This is a genomic window from Serratia sp. CY81684 (genome assembly GCF_052166595.1).
In the GTDB taxonomy this organism is placed as follows: Bacteria; Pseudomonadota; Gammaproteobacteria; order Enterobacterales; family Enterobacteriaceae; genus Serratia; species Serratia nematodiphila.
The window spans coordinates 533688-553390 of sequence record NZ_JBJNOO010000001.1 but is presented as its reverse complement, the minus strand read 5'-3'; the positions used below and the strand labels follow the sequence as shown (position 1 = coordinate 553390).

General features: G+C 62.1%; 17 protein-coding genes. 4 read left to right on the top strand and 13 right to left on the bottom strand.

Annotation, left to right across the window (positions count from 1 at the left end; genetic code table 11):
- Window positions 1–2: 2 nt before the first annotated feature.
- The 6 genes from ACJ8QF_RS02755 to rlmF form a co-directional block, all read right to left on the bottom strand.
- Window positions 3–1013, bottom strand: a complete 1011-nt coding sequence (locus ACJ8QF_RS02755; RefSeq protein ID WP_442537239.1) for an alpha/beta hydrolase family protein — start codon at window positions 1011–1013, stop codon at window positions 3–5.
- Window positions 1001–1639, bottom strand: coding sequence for a GNAT family N-acetyltransferase (locus tag ACJ8QF_RS02750; RefSeq protein ID WP_015377152.1), 639 nt, complete (start codon window positions 1637–1639; stop codon window positions 1001–1003). Before ACJ8QF_RS02750 ends, ACJ8QF_RS02755 begins: the two co-directional genes overlap by 13 nt.
- Window positions 1640–1650: 11 nt before the next feature.
- Complete coding sequence (locus tag ACJ8QF_RS02745; protein ID WP_004939249.1) at window positions 1651–2220, bottom strand: TetR/AcrR family transcriptional regulator; 570 nt, start codon at window positions 2218–2220, stop codon at window positions 1651–1653.
- Between the two features lie 178 nt (window positions 2221–2398).
- Window positions 2399–3703, bottom strand: a complete 1305-nt coding sequence (locus tag ACJ8QF_RS02740) for a methyl-accepting chemotaxis protein (RefSeq protein WP_004939251.1) — start codon at window positions 3701–3703, stop codon at window positions 2399–2401.
- Window positions 3704–4011: 308 nt separating this feature from the next.
- Window positions 4012–7014 (bottom strand): DUF4214 domain-containing protein, encoded by a 3003-nt coding sequence (locus tag ACJ8QF_RS02735; RefSeq protein WP_442537238.1) that lies wholly within the window; start codon window positions 7012–7014, stop codon window positions 4012–4014.
- 210 nt (window positions 7015–7224) lie between these two features.
- On the bottom strand, window positions 7225–8190 hold the full coding sequence (gene rlmF, locus ACJ8QF_RS02730; protein WP_192839580.1) for a 23S rRNA (adenine(1618)-N(6))-methyltransferase RlmF: 966 nt from the start codon (window positions 8188–8190) through the stop codon (window positions 7225–7227).
- A gap of 118 nt (window positions 8191–8308) precedes the next feature.
- Here rlmF and ACJ8QF_RS02725 point away from each other — a divergent pair, with 118 nt between their 5' ends.
- From ACJ8QF_RS02725 to ACJ8QF_RS02715, 3 genes are all read left to right on the top strand, one after another.
- Entirely contained in the window at window positions 8309–8938 is a 630-nt protein-coding gene (locus tag ACJ8QF_RS02725; RefSeq protein ID WP_442537237.1) for a flavin reductase family protein, read from the top strand.
- A 168-nt stretch (window positions 8939–9106) separates the two neighbouring features.
- Entirely contained in the window at window positions 9107–9367 is a 261-nt protein-coding gene (gene bhsA, locus ACJ8QF_RS02720) for a multiple stress resistance protein BhsA (RefSeq protein ID WP_004939265.1), read from the top strand.
- 287 nt (window positions 9368–9654) lie between these two features.
- Window positions 9655–10290, top strand: a complete 636-nt coding sequence (locus ACJ8QF_RS02715) for a carbonic anhydrase (RefSeq protein ID WP_004939270.1) — start codon at window positions 9655–9657, stop codon at window positions 10288–10290.
- A 63-nt stretch (window positions 10291–10353) separates the two neighbouring features.
- Here the strand turns inward: ACJ8QF_RS02715 and ACJ8QF_RS02710 are convergent, their stop codons facing one another.
- The 4 genes from ACJ8QF_RS02710 to ACJ8QF_RS02695 are packed head-to-tail and all read right to left on the bottom strand — an operon-like array spanning window position 10354 to window position 15366.
- Entirely contained in the window at window positions 10354–12210 is a 1857-nt protein-coding gene (locus tag ACJ8QF_RS02710; protein ID WP_275095598.1) for a M3 family metallopeptidase, read from the bottom strand.
- A 46-nt stretch (window positions 12211–12256) separates the two neighbouring features.
- Window positions 12257–13216, bottom strand: coding sequence for a DNA-binding protein YbiB (gene ybiB, locus ACJ8QF_RS02705; protein WP_275095597.1), 960 nt, complete (start codon window positions 13214–13216; stop codon window positions 12257–12259).
- A 38-nt stretch (window positions 13217–13254) separates the two neighbouring features.
- On the bottom strand, window positions 13255–13884 hold the full coding sequence (locus ACJ8QF_RS02700; protein ID WP_131164502.1) for an FMN-binding negative transcriptional regulator: 630 nt from the start codon (window positions 13882–13884) through the stop codon (window positions 13255–13257).
- Window positions 13885–13941: 57 nt separating this feature from the next.
- Window positions 13942–15366, bottom strand: a complete 1425-nt coding sequence (locus tag ACJ8QF_RS02695) for an MFS transporter (protein ID WP_442537236.1) — start codon at window positions 15364–15366, stop codon at window positions 13942–13944.
- Window positions 15367–15465: 99 nt separating this feature from the next.
- On the opposite strand from ACJ8QF_RS02695, the gene ACJ8QF_RS02690 reads away from it, so the two are divergent.
- Complete coding sequence (locus ACJ8QF_RS02690) at window positions 15466–16305, top strand: helix-turn-helix transcriptional regulator (RefSeq protein ID WP_154870582.1); 840 nt, start codon at window positions 15466–15468, stop codon at window positions 16303–16305.
- On the opposite strand, the gene ACJ8QF_RS02685 is transcribed toward ACJ8QF_RS02690, so the two are convergent.
- The 3 genes from ACJ8QF_RS02685 to prpC form a co-directional block, all read right to left on the bottom strand.
- A complete protein-coding gene (locus tag ACJ8QF_RS02685) occupies window positions 16302–16931 on the bottom strand; it encodes a LysE family translocator (protein WP_442537235.1) in 630 nt (209 codons plus the stop codon). The genes ACJ8QF_RS02690 and ACJ8QF_RS02685 overlap by 4 nt on opposite strands.
- 79 nt (window positions 16932–17010) lie before the next feature.
- Complete coding sequence (locus ACJ8QF_RS02680; RefSeq protein WP_442537413.1) at window positions 17011–18462, bottom strand: bifunctional 2-methylcitrate dehydratase/aconitate hydratase; 1452 nt, start codon at window positions 18460–18462, stop codon at window positions 17011–17013.
- A gap of 50 nt (window positions 18463–18512) precedes the next feature.
- Window positions 18513–19676: a bifunctional 2-methylcitrate synthase/citrate synthase gene (prpC, locus tag ACJ8QF_RS02675; protein WP_004939298.1), complete on the bottom strand. Its 1164-nt coding sequence runs from the start codon at window positions 19674–19676 to the stop codon at window positions 18513–18515.
- Window positions 19677–19703: the final 27 nt, after the last annotated feature.

Sequence of the window (19703 nt, the reverse complement as noted above, 5' to 3'; positions counted from 1 at the left end):
GGCTAACGCCCCTGGCCGCAAGGATGGGCGGCCAGGAAGGCCGCCACGTCCCGCCGGTAGGCGTCGTATTGCACCGAGCGCGGGGCAAACAGGCCCACCACGTTGATCAGCCACGGATGGCGCGCGAACAGCGGCTTGACCATCACATGATCGGCCTCGTCGATGCGCGTCACCGTCAGCAGCGAGGCCGGGATCGTTTGCCGATACACGCGCTCGGTTTCGTCCGCGTCCACGTTGACGTCGCGCCCGCCCAGGATCAGGTGCACCGGCGTGGCGAAATGCCGCAATCCCGCCGTCGCGTCGCTGGCCATGTTGGCGCGAATAAAGCGCCAGCGGTCGGCGCTCAATGCAGCGGCGGCGCCAAACTCACGGCGGTACTGTTCGTAACCGTCCGGCTGTTCGAGCAGCGTTTGAATGTGGCGCCAGTGCGCCTCGCGCGCGGCGATCGACGCTTCATCGTCCCCTGCCGCCGCCATCGCCGCCCGGGTGTTGTAGCGCCCCTGCCGCAGCCAGTTGATCGCCGGCGAGAGTGCAAGAGTGAAAGCAATGTCAGGCCGTAAACGCGCCACCTCCGGCATCACCCACCCCGCCTGGCTGGTGCCCCACAGCCCCACGCAGCGCGCATCGAAGCGCCCGTCCCGCCGGGCCCAGTCGATGATATCTGCGGTTTCCCGCGCGCGATCCGCCATGGTCTGATGCAGCCAGTTGCCGCTGGAACCGACTACGCCCGGCTTGTCGAAGGATAAAACCGCATAGCCCTGCTGCGCTATCGCCTCCCAAATGCCGTAATAGCCTTCGTCGCGGCTGGCGTTGGCCGGCCCATCGCCGTGTATGAACACCACCACGCCGGGTTTGACCGGCGCATGCTCTGGCAGCACCAGCGTGCCGCTCAGCCGGTTGCCGCCGGCGGTCACCGTGACCGGTTCGGTGACAAAGCGAAAGTCGTTGACGTAAATCACCCAGCCAAGCGCCGCCAAAACCAGCGCCACGAGGCACAGCCCTATTTTGCGCACATCGCCTCCCCGTTGCGTTTCTCCATCAATACCCAATCGGCCTGGCCGAACAGCACCCCCAGCAAGGCGTAGTGCTCTTCGCGCCGTACCAGAAAACCGCAGCGCCGGTACAGGCGCTGCGCATCGACGTTGCGCCGGCTGACGTGCAGACTCAGGCGCCGGCCTGCGCCCTGTTCGGCGGCGTAGTCGTTCATCCACTGCAACAGCCGCCTGCCCATCCCTTTGCCGCGCTGGTTTTCCGCCACCGCCAGGTAGGAAAGATACAGCTCATCGGCCGCCGGAGTATGCTGCAATACCACAATTTGCAGATACATGCGCCAAACGTTCAGCCAACCGTAGCGGCGGCATAGCCGCCAAATCGGCAAGGCGCGCGGGCGCAGCCCGCCGTCGCCCTCTGCCTCGGCCGCATTGAGGGCAAAAGCCGCCACCACCTGCTCATCCTGTTTCACTACGAAGCTACGCTCCCGGCTGCCGCTTTGCTGCCAACTCCACAGCCGATAAAACAGACGCCACTGCCGGCGGGCGCTCAAACGGCGCGCGCGCTGGAACTTGTCGCAGAACGCGGCGTAGATCAGCGCCGCCGTTTGCAGGCGGTCAGCGTCGCGATACGGCTCAATGTGCAGCATATCCACCTCGACTAGGGATGCCGGTAGAGCAGTTGTTCCAACAGCCGCACCGGCGTGGTCTCCTCCGGTGCAGGCGACGCAAAGATCGCCTGCCGCCAGGCCTGGCTTTCGATCACGTCCAGCACCAGCTGCGCGAGCGGTAACGGCGCTATCGCCGCCGCAATTTCACCGGTTTGCTGAGCCTCGGCGATCACCGTCGCCAGCGCCTCAATCAGCTGCCGCTGGTTGGCGCTGAACGGCTCGGCCAACGCCGGGTTGCGCGCCACCTCCGCCACGATCTCCGCCGACAGCTGAACATTGGCCGGTTCGGCGACAAAGGCATGATAGGCGGTGAAAAAAATCGACAGCGCCTGTTTCGGCCGCTTTCTGTCGGCCAATAATCCGGCGGCGAACTCGGCGAATACGCCGTTTTCCAGCAGCGCGATCTCGCCGATCAGCGCCTCCTTGCCGGAAAAATGGTTATAGAGGTTGCCCACGCTGACGCCCGCCGCCTGTGCGATATCCCGCATGCTGGTCTGGTGAAATCCCTGATGGGTAAAGCTGTGCAGCGCGGCCTCGACAATCTTTTCTCGGTTTCCCATCGTCAGTTCCCGAAACGGTGAAGGGGGCGCCTGGCGCCATAAATTGACATTAATGAACGAACGTTCGTTCACATCAAGTCTAGCATAGACCGGTAAAATTGAACCGCAGCTCAACGGCGCAGGAATCGGTGGGGGGAGGCAAACGCCGCCTCGTTTTCAGAGGCGGCGTCCGGCAGACTCAGTGCAGCGCATCGCCCTGCTTCACCGAGGTAAAGGCCTGCATCAGCTTCACGACGTCATGCATGCCGATATTGACCTGGTTAATCACTTCTCCGGCGTCATGGGTCAATGCCACACCGCCGCCGGCCTGTTCCACGCAGGTCGCCATGCCGGCGATCGCCGCCGCCACGCCTTGCTGGATAGACTTGGTCATGCGTTCGATCTCGGTCGCCGCCTTGCGCGACTGTTCCGCCAGCGTGCGCACCTCGTTGGCCACCACCGCAAAACCGCGCCCGTGCTCACCGGCATGGGCAGCTTCGATGGAGGCGTTAATCGCCAGCAGGTTGGTTTGGGAGGCGATTTTACGAATGGCTTCGACGATGGTGCCGATCTGCTGCGAACACTTGCCGAGCTCGGTGACCACGTCCGAGGTTTCGCGCGCTGCCGCTTCGACCTGCTGCATGCCCTGCACCGCCTGCTGCACGATCGCCGCGCCCTGCGCCGCCTGCCGGTCGGTATCCAGCGACAGATGATGCGCATTGCGCACCATCTCTTCTTCGTGCTGCTGCTGTTGCATCAGCCGGGTGATGTCCTGGGCAATTTTCACCACTTTCACCACCTGGCCTTCATTGTCGAGGATCGGGTTGTAACTGGCCTCCAGCCATACCCGTTCGCCGCGCCGGTTGACGCGCTCAAAACGCCCGGTGATGAACTCGCCGCGCGCCAGGCGCTGCCAGTGCCGCCGATAGTCGTCGGAAGCGGCGAACGCCGGCGGGCACAGCACCGCATGCGACTGCCCGCACGCCTCATCCAGCCGATAGCCCATCAGCGCCAGCATATTGTCGTTGGCGCTGACAATGGTGCCCTGCGGCGTGAAAGAAATCATCGCCATCGATCGATTCAGCGCCGCCAGCAGGCTGCGGTGTTCCTGCGCCTGGGTCAGTCGCTCGGTCACTTCGCTGGCGATCTTGACGATTTCCACCACCTTACCCTGTTTATTCAGCACCGGCGCGTAGGTGCCCTGCAGCCATACCGTCTCGCCGTTTTTCGCGATGCGTTTTAGGGTGTCTGTGATGGGTTGCCCCTTATTCAGCGTCTCCCAATGCTTGCGGTACAACGGGCTGGCGACATAGTTCGGATCGCAGAAAATACGGTGATGCCGGCCAATCACGTCATCGCGTTGAAATCCCAGCGTGTTGAGGAAGAGATCGTTGGCGCGCAAGACCGTGCCGTCGGGCGAGAATACGATCATGGGAACGGCGTGTTCTATCGCGCCCAGCTCGGCGCCTTTGTGGGTAGTTAACTGACTGAATCGTAACAGCATAAGGTGTAGTCCTTGTGGCAGATGATGGCGCTTTTCTTATTTTGTCTGGCCACATGCCGCGCCCACACGCAGACGTGCCATCGCGGAAGGAACGGGCAGCGCCGAACCTTCTGGTTATTGCTATTAACCGGATTAAATTTATTTATTCAGTAAAGTAATTATTCGAATTTAAATAAACCAATAACCTAAGATTTTTATTATTAAATGCGTAATGAGAATAACGTAAGTGATGAAAATTGAAAGGTAAAATGCGGATTTTTGTCGGCGCCGGCAGGATAACCGGCGCCGTTGAGCTAACACATCACCTCTTACGCGACCAGCGGCTCCGGCTCAACCACCGTGCCGTTGAGCGTGATTTCCGGCACATAGCGCAGTTCATTGAGCAAACTTTGATGGTCCTGCCCCAAGAGCAGGATGACGCTGTCCGCGGCATCCAGACGGTGGTCATCATTGTTATCGACAATGAGGTAGCTGCTGTTTTGCTCGCCGAGAACGCTGCTGACCCCGACCTTGGCGCTCAATGCTCCAGGCTGACCGAGATCGAGCAACGCGGCCAACAGCTGGCTGGCGCTGCTGCCCTGTTCGGCCGTCAGGGCGCCGATTCTCGCCTCCACGCCTTGCGCATCGCTGACGCCATAATCCGCCAGCTTCCCGCCGCCGGCCCCCTGAACGATCCGCAGACCTGAAAGCACATCGTCGATGCTGCCCTGCGTCAGCGAAAAGTCTTTTAACGTCACGCCTGACGCCGCCGTGCTGCTCTGCAGCGTAACGTGGCTTTTCCCTGCGCCGGCGACGATCGTCGTGTCTCCCTGCACGTTAAATTGATCGCTGCCTCCTCCGCCTTTGACCAACAGCTGTTCGCCCTGTAGCCCAAGATCTTCCAGCAGCGGCGCCAATTTGGCCTGCGCGCCACCACTTAACGGCAGCAAGTCCAACATTTGAATGATCGTGCCGTCACCGCTGCCGCCATGAGAGGACGTCAGGGTGAACCCATTACCGGCAAAGGCCGAAGCGTCAACCTGGCGGACCTGAGTGTACCCCTCCGTTAGCGTCAGGTTGAAATTCGCACCGCCGGACAACGTAATGTCTTGCACCTGATCATTTTGCCCCGTCAGCGTCAAGGCGCCATTTCCCCAGCCGCCGGTGTTAATGGCAACCAATGTCAATGGATTTTCATCGCCATGCGAGTCAAGCGCCAACGAGCCGGCATTACCGCGCCCGGAGAACAACAGGTCGAAACGATCGGTGGCATTCTCAAGGAAGGCTATCTCCAGCCGGCTGTCCGCATGATCACCGATGCCGCTGATTTCAAGGCGCGCCGCATCGGCATTGGCGTTGATCACCTGGACGTTATCCGCCCGGCCGGACAGCAACAATCCCTCACGGCCAAGCGTCTGCGCCGCCCGGCTCTGCACGACCGTCCCTCCGTCCGTTCCCTCTACTGTGGCGTTGCCGCTCAGCACCCCGTAGTCAAACACATGAGCACTCGTCGCCAGCGCTTTCGTGCTGTAACCGTTCCAACCGATTTGCGTCAGCGTAGCTTCCGCCTGGCCGATGTAACCCGCCATATCTATCTGTTCGAAATGACTGAAATTGGCGGCATTGCTGCTCACCGTACTGATGCGCACGCCAAAAAGATCGAGCGTCGAGGTCATTTTGACGATCAGGTTGGCGGACAAAATATCGTGCCCGTCACCGCCATCGGCGCTGAATATCCACCCCACATGATTGGCGCCGCCATCGGCATTGCCTCCCCACAGCAGGCTGTCATTGCCGTTGTTCAGATAAAAGTGCCCTTGGGCGGCGGCGAGATCGGCCTGCGAAGTGAGCTGCACCCGATCGTCGCCATAGGTGCCATGCACTGTCACATTGGCATTGTTTAGCGTCATCTCCACCCCATACCGAGCCGCAGGGTTATTATGCAGCCGGATATCCGCCGCAGCGTCGCCATTGACGATCAGGTAAGAAAGCTGCGAGGCATAGCTCAGGTCAACCGTAACGTCCGCGTCAGCATCCAGGAACACCCTGAACAGCACGGCGGTCTCCGCATTGCTCAGCGTATGGTGAGCATGCGTATTCACCGTACCCGACGCGTTGCCGCCGCCCTCGCTGGTGGCGAGAGAAGCAGTCGTTTTATACGCCAGGCTGGCGCCGACATCACGCGCGAACATCCACTGTTCATACTGAACGTCACCTGCCGGCGGCGCATTGATCAGATCGGCGATCACCGCCTGCGTGACCAGTGCCTTGTCGCCGCCCAACGCCCGATAGTGTTCCAACTGCTGTTCATCCGCCGCCCGGCCATGCACCGCCTGATAGACGTGCTGAATAAAGTCGTCCCCCTGCAAACCACCGATCTGCGCCTGAAATTCCGGCGTCGCCAGAAGGGCCGAGACCAATTCGGTATAGCTCAACGTACCGGAGGCCAGCGTCTTGCTCCAATTGTCCAGCGAGACGCTGTCTACCGCCCGCTCGGGCAATGCACGGAACAGCGCCGCTATCTGCTCCAGATACTCGGTCGCCGGCAGTTCGCCCGGCGAATATTCCTGGCCCGCCGCATTGAAATGCTGTTGAGCCGCCGCATCTTCCGGCACCACTACCCCGCGCAACTTCGCGATCATATCCACCAGCAGATCGCCACGCGTCGCGCCTTCCGCCAGCCGTTGCTGGTAAGCGGCCAGTTCAGGTGCCGTCGGCGGCCGTTCGAATCCCTGAGCGAACAGATGCAAAATGAAGTCATGATCGGAAAGATCGTTAATCGGCAGGGTGGCAATCTTGCTCTGCGCCAACGCAGCCAGATCGCCCCCCTGATTGAGCAGCTTGCCATCATGCGCAATTTCATCGGTCTGCCAGGGCGCTCGCAGCAGATAAAACATCGCCTGCGCGTCGCCGCTTCCGCCGGCGGCATCGGCGGCCGTGCCGGGATACAAACCTTCAGCAATGCGCTGATCGAGCGCATCACGCTGCGCCAGCATCACCGGATCGTCCCCCAGATAGTTAAAGAGGTCGATAACAACGCTGGCGACAGCGCTGTTGAAATGCCCCTGTTGCAGTAAGGCATTGATGTAATCCGGATCGGGAGAGGTATTGTAAACGGAGAAATAAACCTGGCTGAGAATGTCGTATTCGCTTTGACCGCTCATCCAACCGGCATCGGGTTGGCTCATTAAAATACTGGCCATATAGGCGGGCGGCTGGCTGCCGATATCAAATGCGCTGTCGTAGTAATCGATTTCCGCCGCCGTCGGCAAACGCCCGAAAATGCCGATGATTAAGGCGCCGACCTCTTGTTGCGTAGCTAAAGGAATCATAATAAATCCCGTCAGTGTAATGGACTAAGTTCGCGGCATGGCTGCGCCGCGGCCTGTCTCCTACATCGCGAAGAGAGACATTGCACACTGCCTGGAGGGGTTTTTATAGGTATGACTACAGTTAAGAAATGCTGATGCGATAAGTCAATAAAACGGGGAGAACCGATTCTCGGTATGGGACTTTGCTCCCATACCGAGGCACCTGAAGACCTAGCGCCAGCGTTCGGCTGCCCAGGCGGCCTGTTGCTCGGCGTCGTGGAAGGTCCAGGCGACGAAGCGGCTGATCTTCTGCCCTTGCGCCATCTCGATAGTGCGCACCTCGGCCGCCCCCGCCACGTTCAACGCATGGTAGATGGCCGGCAACGTGGTGTTTTTCGAGATGAGCGAGGTGAACCACAGGCAGTTGTTGGCCTTGCCGACGCTCTCTGCCACCATCTTGCGCACAAAGGCTTCTTCGCCGCCTTCGCACCACAGCTCGTTGTTCTTGCCGCCGAAGTTTTGCACCGGCTTGTCGGCCACTTCCCCTTTGCCCAGTTTATGCAGCTTGCGGCGGGTGCTGGCGCGCGCTTCCTGCTCGGACGCGTGGAACGGCGGGTTGCACAGGGTGGCGTCAAATTTCTCGGCCGCGCCGATAATGCCGCTAAAAATCAGCTCAGGCTGTTTTTGCAGCCGCAGGCGCACGCTGTTGCGCAGCGTCGGGTTCATCTCGACGATCATCTTGGCCGAGTTGAGCGACACCGGATCGATTTCGGAGCCGGTGAAACGCCAACCGTATTCGCGCAGGCCGACGATCGGGTAAATGCAGTTGGCGCCGACGCCGACGTCGAGGATCGCCACGCCCTTGCCGCGCGGGATCTCGCCGCCGTTGCTGGTCGCCAGCAGATCCGCCAGGTGATGCAGATAGTCGGCGCGGCCGGGGATCGGCGGGCACAGATAATCAGCCGGAATATCCCAGTGTTCGATGCCGTAAAAGTGTTGCAGCAACGCACGGTTGAGCATTTTCACCGCCGCCGGATCGGCGAAGTCCACCGAGACATCGCCCCAGGCGTTCGGTTTTACGAACGGCGCCAGCGCCGGGCAACTGGCGATCAGCGCCGGGAAGTCGTAGCGCGAACGATGACGGTTGCGCGGATGCAGGCCGCTTTTCTGCTGCGGGAAGGTTTTCTTTTTTTCCACCGTGACGGGCTCTCTTGAAGGTATTTCCGGCGCGTAAGATAACACATCCGGCCCGGAATGGCGCAGCGGCGGGAAACCCGGCACAATGAAAGCTTCATCGATTGCCACAGGGGCCCCCATGAGCCGTGAATCTCGTTATTATTATGAACCCGCCGCCGGCCACGGCCTGCCGCACGATCCGCTGAACGCCATCGTCGGCCCGCGCCCCATCGGCTGGATCTCTTCCCGCAGCGTCGCCGGCTTGCGTAATCTGGCGCCCTACAGCTTTTTCAACTGCTTCAACTATCGCCCGCCAATCATCGGTTTCGCCAGCACCGGCTGGAAAGACAGCGTGACGAATATCGTGGAAACCGGTGAGTTCGTCTGGAACCTGGCGACACGCCCGCTGGCGGAAGCGATGAACAACAGTTCCATCAACCTGCCGCGCGGTGAGGACGAATTCGCCTTCGCCGGCGTCACGCCGCTGCCCGGGCGCCGGGTCAAAGCCGAGCGCGTGGCCGAAAGCCCGGTGAACTTCGAATGCCGGCTGACCCAGTGCATTCAGCTGCAAACCGCCGCCGGCGAACAGGTGGAGACCTGGCTGATATTGGGCGAAGTGGTGGCGGTGCACCTCGATCCGGCGCTGCTGGACGAACACGGCGTCTACCAGACCGCCGCTGCCGAACCTATCCTGCGCGCCGGCGGCCCGAGCGCCTACTACGGCATTTCCGAACAGCACCGTTTCGATCTGGCGCGCCCGACGCGCTGATCGTCTCCCCCTGTTTATGCAGAAGATGAACGGGGGAATTAACAATCAAAAAATCTGAACAAAACTGTCAACACTCTCCGATTTCATCCCGCCTGTTACTGCGCAATAATCCTCCCATCGAAAGGTAAACCCCTTTCTCCCTAATTCACTTTGACAGGAATGACCAACATGAAAACCATCAAAACTTTTGCTGCTGCTATCGCCCTGGCCACCGCTTCTTTCACCACTTTCGCCGCTGAACACGTCAGCGCCCAAGATGCCGCCCAATTCGAAAAAGCCGGCGTGATCGTCGCCAGCGGCGCAACCGACCTGAGCAGCCTGAAGTCTCAGCTGGCCGCCAAAGCCGATGCCGCAGGCGCCAAGGCTTTCACCATCACCTCCACCAGCGGCAATAACCTGATGCACGCGACCGCGGTTATCTACAAATAATCGCCGCCCCAGACGTCAAAAAGCCCGCCGGATATCACCCCGGCGGGCTTTTTTTATGTTCGCGTACGTCAGCGCTGAATGGGCACAACAGCGAATTTCTTGCCGTCCGCTTTATCAGCACCCCACGCGCCAACAAGCCGGAAAACTCTGTCGCAAACAGGCATAAACCCTGTATTCAATGGGGTTTGCGGGGGGCTTACACACACATTTTTTTACCTGCCCATGGCTGGACTAACGGGAGAGGATGATTATCATGTTACGCAGACTACAGATGCAGAGAGCGTTGTATGCAACATATCATTGAAGGTTTCCTCAGTTTCCAGAAAGAGATTTTCCCACAGCGTAAGGAACTGTTTCGCAGCCTTGCCTCCAGCCAAAATCCTAAAGCGCTTTTCATCTCCTGTTCTGACAGCCGTCTGGTGCCCGAGCTGGTGACGCAGCAAGAACCTGGGCAACTGTTCGTTATCCGCAACGCCGGCAACATCGTTCCTTCCTTTGGCCCGGAGCCGGGCGGGGTTTCTGCGACCATCGAGTACGCGGTGGTGGCATTGGGTGTTACCGATATCGTGATTTGTGGCCACTCGAACTGTGGCGCCATGAAGGCTATCGCGTCTTGCCAGTGCCTCGACCCCATGCCTGCGGTAGCTCACTGGCTGCACTATGCGGATGCGGCAAAAGCGGTGGTCGAGAAGAAAACCTGGAATAGCGAAACAGACAAAGTTAACGCTATGGTGGAAGAGAACGTTATTGCTCAGCTAAATAATATCAAAACCCATCCTTCTGTGGCGGTGGGTCTGCGCAACAGCGGGCTGCGCCTGCACGGCTGGGTGTACGACATCGAAAGCGGCGAAATTCGCACGCTGGATAGAAACACCAAGAGCTTCGTGTCTCTGGCCGATAATCCCGACGTCTATTTCGAATAAAATCACGCCTGGTTTTAACCATTAAATAAAATCCACGCTTCCGCGTGGATTTTATTGTCAGCCTTAAACCAAACGCGCCTCTATCGCCGCGGCGAAGTCGCGGCACATCCGTTCGTCACCGTCGGCATTGTCTGCCAATACCGTCTCGCCATCCACCACCCGAATATGCGCCTGCAAATCGAAATCCGCCGGCGGCTGCGGGCGTGCAGCGGCGGCGGCCATCGTCTGCTGCGCCTCATGCCACGCCTGCGCCACCGTCTGGTTGCAGGCCTGCGCCAGATAGTCCGGATTAAACCCTTCGCCGGTCAGGCTGCGCAGCGTGTCGTCGTGGCTGACGCTGTTGCCCGGCAACCAGTAGTGTTGCGCCAGATCCGGGCCAATGGCCGGGTTGTCCGTCAGATAACCGTCGCGCTGCAGGAAGAAGTGACGGGTTTGCTCCACCGCCATCATCGCCAGCAAATAACCCTGATAGGAACAGGCGGACTCCAGCGACAGCAGATGCGGGATCGCCAGCGTCGGGCGCGGGCTGCCGCTGATGCCGAGGATCTTCTGCTCAACCTCGCGCGCCAGCGCGGTGATGGCTTCCGGCGTGCGCTGCTCGTCATCCCACTGATACAGCGCCCACTCGAAGTACGGCACCAGCAGGATATGGCGTTCGTTGAACGCGCGCATCGGCTGGCGCGCCGCGATGCCGGCTTCGATCAGCGCATCGGGCACCGCCTCACCGGCGGCGTTTTTCGCATAGCGTTTCAGCCAGTCGGCGTCGTCCAGCAGGCTGTCGCAGAACATCGACTGGGTTTCAGCATAGGCCATCGAGGTCGGCGGGAACTCCTGCGAGAAGCACGGCGCATTCTGGCGAATATTGGCGAAGTGCGCCGCGTGGCCGCCCTCGTGGAACAGGGTGTTGAGCCCGTAAGCGCCGCTGCCCACCTGCCCCGGCTGCGCCAGGCTGGTGAAGTTGATGCGCGCCGGCACCCATTCCCCCTGGCGCACAAACGGCGGCACCGGGCCGTGCATGAAGCCGTTCTCATACTTGCCTTTACGCACCAGCAGATCGAGGTTCATCTCCGCGCCGCCAAAACCGATGTGCAGGCGTTTGAAGCTGTCGACCCAGCGTTCCAGCGAACGGGAAAACGGGAAATAAGGATCCAGTTGGCGGGTGACGTCGCCGGCGCTGGCGAAGCGCACGTTCCACGGCTCCAGCGCCTGGCTGCCCTTCTCGGCCGCCAGCTGTTGCAGACTGCGCGCGTTGGCCTCGCGGGTTTCCCGCTCGAAACGATCCAGAATGGCGAACAGCTGCTCCGGCGTCATGCGCTCGGTCTTGTTCACCTTGTAGTCGAAATAGTTGCGATAACCCATCTGGCGCGCAAAGCGGTTGCGCAGGCCGATCAGCTCCGGCAGGCCGTTATGCAGCAGCCATTGCTCCAGATCGCGCAGCGCCTGCTGCGAGCTGCGGCGATACTCTTCGTTCGGGTTGGTCGCCTGGTTGGTCAACAGCTCGCCGAGCGAAGCCGCCACGCGCTGGCCGTCGGCGTTCAGATGGGTGACCTGATAGCCCTTGCGGCGCGAGTAGAGATCGGACTCGGCGTGGATGATCTGATCCAACAGCGCCTGCGCCTGCGGATCTTCAATGGCGTTGCAGTCGAAAAAGCGCAGCCAACCCTGCAGGCCGTGGATCAGCGCATCGCGCTGCGCCTCCTGCGGCAACGCTTCCAATCCGGCCAGCAGAGTGCGGATCTCCGCCAGCCGGCGCGGTTCGGCGACGAAGCGCTTATAGGCGCTTTCGGCGGCGGAAAAGCGCGCCGAGACGTCTTCGCCGCCGGTGCCCATGTAGTTTTGCCAGAACAGCTCTTCTTTGGCGCGGTGAACGTCGAGGTAATCCTGGTTCAATTGATTGAAGTAATCGAGAGCCTGTTGCATAACCGTCCTTCTCAGCCGATGAGGAAATATCCCAGTATAGTCTCGCCTAGGCCTGATGCAGGCGACGCAGCCCCTGCTCCAGCGTCTCGCTTTCACCGGCGGCCACCAGACAACAGGCGATCTGCCGCTGAATGGCCAGCGGGATCGCCACCTCGCCGGCCAGGCAGCGCTCGGTCCAGCGCGCGGTGGTTTCCGCGTCTTTCGCCGCCGGCAAGAGCGGCGTTTCATCCTGCAAGGTGCGCTCCAGCAATACGCGCTGTTCGCCGCCGACGATATGGTGAATCTGCGGGCAGCGCAACGGGTTGGCGTAGGCTTCGCCTTCGGTGCCGTGCATCAGCAGCCCGCGGGCACCAATCTGGCGGTAAAACGACGCCACTCGGCCGACATACTCCGGGTGTGAAACGCTGGCGAGGCGCAGCACATCCTGTTCGCCGAACGGCGTCGCCAGCTTGGCCAACGTATGGGCGCTGTTGCGCACTCCCATGCGCCAACGCAGCCCGAGCTGCCGCGCCAGCGGTGCCGACAGCGTGGAAACCGGCATGAATACCGCCTCGCCGTTATCGAGACGCTGTTGGGCGTGAGCGGCCTGTTCCGACCACGGCAGCCCAAGCGCGCGGAAAATATCGGCGCTGGTCACGCGGGTGCTGTCGTCCAGCACGCCGTGCACCACCACCGGCAGGCCCACTTTCGCCAGCAGCAGCGCCAGCAGCGGCGTCAGGTTGGCCTGCTTGCGCGCGCCGTTGTAGCTCGGCAGCACCACTGGCAATGGCCTCCCCTGCGGCGCCTGCAACGGCAAGACCTGCTGTTGCATCGCCTGGTAAAAACCCAGCATCTCTTCTTCGGCTTCGCCCTTGATACGCAGCGCGATCAGAATGCCGCCCAGCTCCAGCTCGGGGACCTCCCCGGCCAGCATCGCCTGATACAGCTCAAAGGCGGTCTGTCGATCCAGATCGCGCGCATGGTTTTTGCCGCGGCCTATTTCTTTGATAATTTTGGTGTAATCCATCCGAAGGTTCCCTCAGCCCACTCTTCGGTTAGCATACCCTATCCGCGCCGCCGCTCAACCTCCGCCGCCAGTCGCCGCTGCGCTTCATCGCCGTCGCGCAGCCCGGCGATCACCCCGCCGGCATCCTCGGCGCTGCGGTTTTGGCTCATTTTCCATTTGCCTTCGCGCCGGGTGACGGCGATCTCAATACCGACGATGCCTTTAAGCTGTGCGGCGATGTAGTTGGCCGGCGCATCCTCGAGCCGCCAGGGTTCAGGACGCCGCCCTTCCTGCTGCGCGGTGAGATCGATCAGTTGGCGGCGCAGCCAGGCCGGGTCGTCCGTCACCGTCGGCACGCCATGCAGTTGCACCACGCTATAGTTCCAGGTCGGCACCACCTTGCCAGTCTGGCGCTTGCTCGGGTACCAGGAGGGCGACACATAGCCCTCCTGGCCCTGAAAAATCACCAGACATTCCGCCGCCTGTTGCAACCGTCGCCAGTGCTCGTTGGCGCGCGACAGGTGCGCCCGCAGCCGGATCTGCCCCTGTTCGACATCGGCCAGAAACGGCAGCGGATCGGCCGTCAATCCCTGCTCGCCGTGGCTGACCAACAGCCCCAGCGGGTGGGCGCGCACCAACGCCAGTTGGGCATCCAGATCGTCTTCGCGAAATGCGGCGGGTTGAAACATCAGTGTGGCTCCTTATCGCGCTCTCATGATGACGACAGTAAAGCACCCGCCGGCGGCCTACTTAAGATCCGCTTTCTGAGTATTTCGAGTGATCCGGTTTAACAAGATCAGGGCGACGCCCATCGCCACCAAATTACAGAGCATCGCACCGGCAAAGGCCTGGGCATAGCGTTCCGCCGCGCCGCCGCTCGCCAACAGCGGCACAAAACCGACGCCGCTGACCACGATACCCAGCGCGCCCCCCACCTGCTGCACGGTGGCCACCAGACCCGCCGCCATGCCCGCCTGCCGCTCCTGCGCCAAACCCAGCACCAGATTCAGCAGCGGCGTCATGCTCAGCGCCTGGCCGAATCCCAACACCACCAACCCCGGCAGCAGCCGCAGCGGATGCGCCAGCGCCTCCCCCCACAGCGCCTGCGCCATCAATAGCGCCAACCCGGCGGCGTAAATCGCCACGCCCACGCTCAGCACGCCGTTGCCCCAACGCAGCGTCAGCCGGGGCGCCAGCATCGAGGCCAGCATAAAGGCCGCGCTGGCCGGGGCGAACAGGCTGCCCGCCTGAAAAGGCGTCAGCCCCGCCCCCGCCTGCAGCAGCAGCGCGAAGCATAAGAAAAACGAGGAAGCGGTGGCATAAATCGCCAGCACCACCGCCATACCCGGCGCGAAGCCCGCCTGGCGGAACAGCGCCGGATCGAGCACCGCATCATCACCGCGCTGCGCCAGGCGGCGTTCCCAACGCAGGAAGCCCCACAGCGTCAGCAGCGCCAATGCCAACATCGGCGCGATCCACCACGGCCAACCGCGCGCCGGGCCTTCCAGCAACGGCAGCAGCAACAGCGACAGGCCGGCCGCCGCCAGCCACAGGCCGACGCCGTCCAGCCGCTGCGCCTGCGCCACCCGCGATTCGGGAATGCGTCGCGCCGCCCACAGCGCCAGCGCGCCGATCGGCAAATTGATCAAAAAGATCATGCGCCAGCCGCTGCCGAACAGGTTGGCCTCGATGATAAATCCGCCGAGGATCTGGCCGAAGATTGCCGCCAACCCCAGTGTCATGCCCAGCCAGGCGAAAGCACGCCGCCGCTGTTGCGGCGCGTACAGCACCCGCATCAAGGCGTAAATTTGCGGGAACAACAGCGCCGCCGCCGCCCCCTGCAGGATACGCGCGGCGATCAGCAGGCTGAGCGATCCCGCCAGTCCGCACAACAGGGAACTCAGCGTGAATCCCAGCATGCCGAGGCTGAACAAACGCCGACGCCCGAAGCGATCGCCCAGACGCCCACCGGCGATCAACAGCACCCCAAACGCCAGTTCATAACCGGCGACGATCAAACCGATACCGGCGAAATCGGCGGCGAACTGTTGCTGGATCACCGGCGCCGCCACGTTGACCACAAACAGATCGAACACCGTGACGAAGCCGCCCAACAGCAGCACCGGCAGGCCGAGCAATCCCCGCCGTTCAACAGATAATGAATGTTCCATACCACCTCCAGAGATTATGATGGTCGCAGTATGGAATAGAGTTTAAACTGTTACTATATAGCCATTTATACTATTACTAACAGCAACAGGACGGCCGACATGCCCCCACGCACCCTCGAACGCACCCGCCACGAACTGGGGGATTTTCTGCGGCAAAAGCGAGAACAACTGTCGCCGGAGGCAGTCGGCTTGCCGAGCGGCAGCCGCCGCCGCACGCCGGGCTTGCGGCGCGAGGAGGTGGCGGCGCTGGCCGGCGTCGGCCTCACCTGGTACACCTGGCTGGAGCAAGGCAGGGAAATCAATGCGTCGGTGACGTTTTTGGAAAATCTGGCGCGGGTGCTGCAGCTCGATGCCGCCGGCCGCTACCACCTGTTTTTATTGGCACATCAGCGCCCGCCGGTGCCGGTCGGCCATCAGTGGTGCCAGGTTTCGCCGTTGGTGCGGCGCCTGCTGGACGACCTGACGCTGCGGCCGGCCTACGTCATGAACCTCAGTTGGGACATCATCGCCTGGAATCCGGCGGCGCAGCGGCTGTTCGCCATCGGCGAGCGCCCGGCGCAAGAGCGCAACATGTTGTGGATGCTGTTTGCCGATCCGCAGCTCAATGCGCGCCTGCTGGAGTGGCGGGCGCAGGCGCCGCAAATCCTGGCCAGCTTCCGCCGCGACTACGCCCGTGCGCCGGAGGATGAGGTGATGCGCCAACGGGTACAGGCGCTGGAGCAGGCATCGCCGCAGTTCCGCCAGCTCTGGCGGCAGCATGATATTCACGGACGTTGCCAGGGGCGGCGCAGCTTCACCCTCCCGGAGATCGGCCCGGTCACCTTTGACCACGCCTCTTTCATCGTCGACGAAGAGAACCACCTGCGGCTGGTGATGTACAGCGCGCTGCCGGACGAACCGGCCAGCGCAGCGTTTGAAGCGCTGCTGCGCGAAGATTAACGACGGCTGTCGAAAATGAGTTTGCAGGCCAGCCCGGCGAACACGCCGCTCAGCAGATAGTTCGGCCAGCGGGCGCTGAAGCGACGGCCGACAAAACGGCTTTTCATGCCGCTGACCGCCAGGATCACCCCGCCGTTAATCAGCAAGCCGACCAGATTCAGCACCGTCGCCAGCGCCAGCATCTGCACCACCACTGAGCCGGCGCGCGGATCGATAAACTGCGGGAACAGCGCCAGCACGAACAGCGCCATCTTCGGGTTGAGGATATTGGTGAACAATCCCTGACGGAAAATGCGCGCGGTCGGCACCGCCTGCAACCCGGCGGAAGCCTGCAAACTGCTGTCGGATCGCAGCGTTTTCCACGCCAGATAGAGCAGATAGGCCGCGCCCAGCATTCTCACCGCGTCGTAAGCCAGCGGTACGGCGACAAACAGTTGCGACAACCCCAGCGCCGCCGCCAGCGCGTGGCAGTACGTGCCGAGCTGAATGCCCGCCAGCGAAGCGAAACCGGCGCGCCGCCCCTGGCTGACGCTGCGCGAAGCGATCAGCAGCATATCCGGGCCGGGGGTCAGCGCCAGCGCCACGCAGGCGCCGGAAAACAACAACAGCGTTGCGGCATCAATCATGAATCACCTGATAAGAAGACGGACGAGGATGGAGCCTCCATCATAGCGACGCCGACGTGGCTTGTCAGCGCCGCTCGCGTCAGATCACCCACAAATCGAGATACTCGTTGACCGGCATCTGCGCCAGCCGCTGCCGATCCAGCGACACCTCGAGAATGCGCTGCTGCTGCAGGGCCGGGAACTGGCGCGCCAGGTTGGTTTTGAACTTCTCGATCAACAGCGGGATGCCCGCTTCGCGCCGCCGCGCATGGCCGATAGGGTACTCCACCGCCACCTCATCCAGACGGCTGCCGTCGGTGAACTCCACCGTCAGCGCATTGGCGATCGAGCGTTTTTCCGGATCGTGATAATCGCGCGTGAAGGCGGGATCTTCATGGCAGTGGATCTTGCCGCGCAATGCGTCGATGCGCGGATCCTCGGCCACCCGAACCTCGTAATCGGCCGCCGTCAGCCGGCCGAACAGCAGCGGGATCGCCACCATATACTGAATGCAGTGATCGCGATCCGCCGGGTTATCCAGCGGCCCTTGCTTGTCGATAATGCGCAGGCAGGCCTCGTGGGTGCGGATGCTCACCCTAGCGATATCGGCGGCGGTTTTGCCGGCGGCCTGCATCTGGCGGTGCAGCGTCATGGCCGCCTCCACGGCGGTCTGGGCATGGAACTCCGCCGGGAACGAAATTTTAAACAGCACATTCTCCATCACATACGCGCCGTACGGCCGCTGGAAGCGGAAAGGTTTGCCGTTGAACGAGACGTCGTAGAATCCCCAGGTCGGCGCCGTGAGCGCCGAGGGATAGCCCATCTCGCCGGTAGCGGCCATCAGCGCCAGCCGCACCGCGCGCGCGGTCGCATCCCCCGCCGCCCAGGATTTGCGGGTGCCGGCGTTCGGCGCGTGGCGGTAGGTGCGCAGCGACTGCCCGTCCACCCACGCCAGCGACACCGCGTTCAGGATCGCCTCGCGGCTCAGGCCGAGCAGCTGCGCCACCACCGCGGTGGACGCCACCTTAACCAGCAGCACGTGATCCAACCCCACCCGGTTGAAGGCGTTTTCCAGCGCCAGGCAGCCCTGGATCTCATGCGCCTTGATCATGGCGATCAGCACCTGCCGCATGGTCAGCGGCGCTTTGCCCGCCGCCACCGCCTGGCGCGAGAGCCAGTCGGCCACCGCCAGGATCCCGCCCAGGTTGTCCGACGGGTGGCCCCACTCCGCCGCCAGCCAGGTGTCGTTGAAGTCGAGCCAGCGGATCATGGCGCCGATATTGAACGCCGCCTGCACCGGATCCAGCTGGAAGCGGGTGCCCGGCACCCGGCTGCCGTTCAGCACCTCGGCGCCCGGCACCACCGGCCCCATCAGTTTCTTGCAGGCCGGGTAGCTCAGCGCCTCCAGCCCGCAGCCGAGGGTATCGAGCAGGCAATAGTGGGCGGTGCGGTACGCCGCCGGGGTATCGACGGCCTCTTTCATCACATAATCGACGATATCGACCATCTCGCGATCGAACGGCGGACGGCCGGTGTTGGCAGACTCAAGCATCATGATCCCCAAAGGCTCCATAGTGAAAACGACACGATAACGATCGGCGCTCAGCGCTGATCCAGCGGTACGAACGCCCGCGCTTCCGGCCCGGTATAGTTGGCGGACGGGCGAATGATTTTGTTGTCCTGCCGTTGCTCGATGATGTGCGCCGACCAGCCGCTCACCCGCGCCATGACAAACAGCGGTGTGAACATTTCGGTAGGCACCCCCAGCTGGTGGTAAGACACCGCCGAGAACCAGTCGAGGTTGGGGAACATGTTTTTGGTGTCGCGCATCACGCTTTCCAGCCGGTCGGCGATGTCATACAGCTTCATCGCACCCGCTTCCTGCGACAGGCGCAGCGCGATCTCTTTGATCACCTGATGGCGCGGATCGGAGACGGTGTACACCGGGTGCCCGAAGCCGATCACCACCTCTTTGTTGTCGATGCGGCGGCGAATGTCGGCTTCCGCTTCGTCCGGCGTTTCATAGCGCTGCTGGATCTCCAGCGATACCTCGTTGGCACCGCCGTGCTTCGGCCCGCGCAGCGCGCCAATGGCGCCGACGATCGCCGAATAGACGTCGGATCCGGTGCCGGCGATCACCCGGCCGGCGAAGGTCGAGGCGTTGAACTCATGCTCGGCGTACAGGATCAGTGACGCGTGCATCGCCTGTTCCCAGCTGGCGGAAGGCGCTGCGCCGTGCAGCAGGTGCAGGAAGTGGCCGCCGATGGAATCGTCGTCGGTCTCCGGCTGAATGCGCTCGCCGTTGTGGCTGTAGTGATACCAATAGAGCAGCATCGATCCCAACGACGCCAGCAGCCGATCGGCGATGTCGCGCGCGCCGGCCGCGCCGTGCTGTTCTTTTTCCGGCAGGGTGCAGCCGAGGGCCGAAACGCCGGTGCGCATCACGTCCATCGGGTGAGACGCCGCCGGCAGCGCCTCCAGCACCGTGCGCACGCTGGCGGGCAGGCCGCGCAGCGCTTTGAGACGGTGTTTATAGGCCTGCAGCTCGTCGCGGTTGGGCAACTTGCCGTGGATCAGCAGATGGGCCACCTCTTCAAACTCGCAGTGGCGCGCGAGATCGAGAATGTCGTAACCGCGATAGTGCAGATCGTTGCCGCTGCGTCCTACGGAACACAGCGCGGTATTCCCGGCGGGCACGCCGGATAACGCCACGGATTTTTTCGGCTTAACGCCAGTCGGGCTTTGCGGGGGGATCGCTTGGCTCATACTGTCCTCATTTGGCTTCTGCGTGAA

Excerpts from the sequence above, each read along its gene's own strand:
- ACJ8QF_RS02750 (WP_015377152.1), bottom strand. The coding sequence starts at position 1,639 with ATGCTGCACATTGAGCCGTATCGCGACGCTGACCGCCTGCAAACGGCG.
- ACJ8QF_RS02745 (WP_004939249.1), bottom strand. The coding sequence starts at position 2,220 with ATGGGAAACCGAGAAAAGATTGTCGAGGCCGCGCTGCACAGCTTTACC.
- ACJ8QF_RS02740 (WP_004939251.1), bottom strand. The coding sequence starts at position 3,703 with ATGCTGTTACGATTCAGTCAGTTAACTACCCACAAAGGCGCCGAGCTG.
- ACJ8QF_RS02735 (WP_442537238.1), bottom strand. The coding sequence starts at position 7,014 with ATGATTCCTTTAGCTACGCAACAAGAGGTCGGCGCCTTAATCATCGGC.
- ACJ8QF_RS02725 (WP_442537237.1), top strand. The coding sequence starts at position 8,309 with ATGAGCCGTGAATCTCGTTATTATTATGAACCCGCCGCCGGCCACGGC.
- bhsA (WP_004939265.1), top strand. The coding sequence starts at position 9,107 with ATGAAAACCATCAAAACTTTTGCTGCTGCTATCGCCCTGGCCACCGCT.
- ACJ8QF_RS02715 (WP_004939270.1), top strand. The coding sequence starts at position 9,655 with ATGCAACATATCATTGAAGGTTTCCTCAGTTTCCAGAAAGAGATTTTC.
- ACJ8QF_RS02710 (WP_275095598.1), bottom strand. The coding sequence starts at position 12,210 with ATGCAACAGGCTCTCGATTACTTCAATCAATTGAACCAGGATTACCTC.
- ybiB (WP_275095597.1), bottom strand. The coding sequence starts at position 13,216 with ATGGATTACACCAAAATTATCAAAGAAATAGGCCGCGGCAAAAACCAT.
- ACJ8QF_RS02700 (WP_131164502.1), bottom strand. The coding sequence starts at position 13,884 with ATGTTTCAACCCGCCGCATTTCGCGAAGACGATCTGGATGCCCAACTG.
- ACJ8QF_RS02695 (WP_442537236.1), bottom strand. The coding sequence starts at position 15,366 with ATGGAACATTCATTATCTGTTGAACGGCGGGGATTGCTCGGCCTGCCG.
- ACJ8QF_RS02690 (WP_154870582.1), top strand. The coding sequence starts at position 15,466 with ATGCCCCCACGCACCCTCGAACGCACCCGCCACGAACTGGGGGATTTT.
- ACJ8QF_RS02685 (WP_442537235.1), bottom strand. The coding sequence starts at position 16,931 with ATGATTGATGCCGCAACGCTGTTGTTGTTTTCCGGCGCCTGCGTGGCG.
- ACJ8QF_RS02680 (WP_442537413.1), bottom strand. The coding sequence starts at position 18,462 with ATGCTTGAGTCTGCCAACACCGGCCGTCCGCCGTTCGATCGCGAGATG.
- prpC (WP_004939298.1), bottom strand. The coding sequence starts at position 19,676 with ATGAGCCAAGCGATCCCCCCGCAAAGCCCGACTGGCGTTAAGCCGAAA.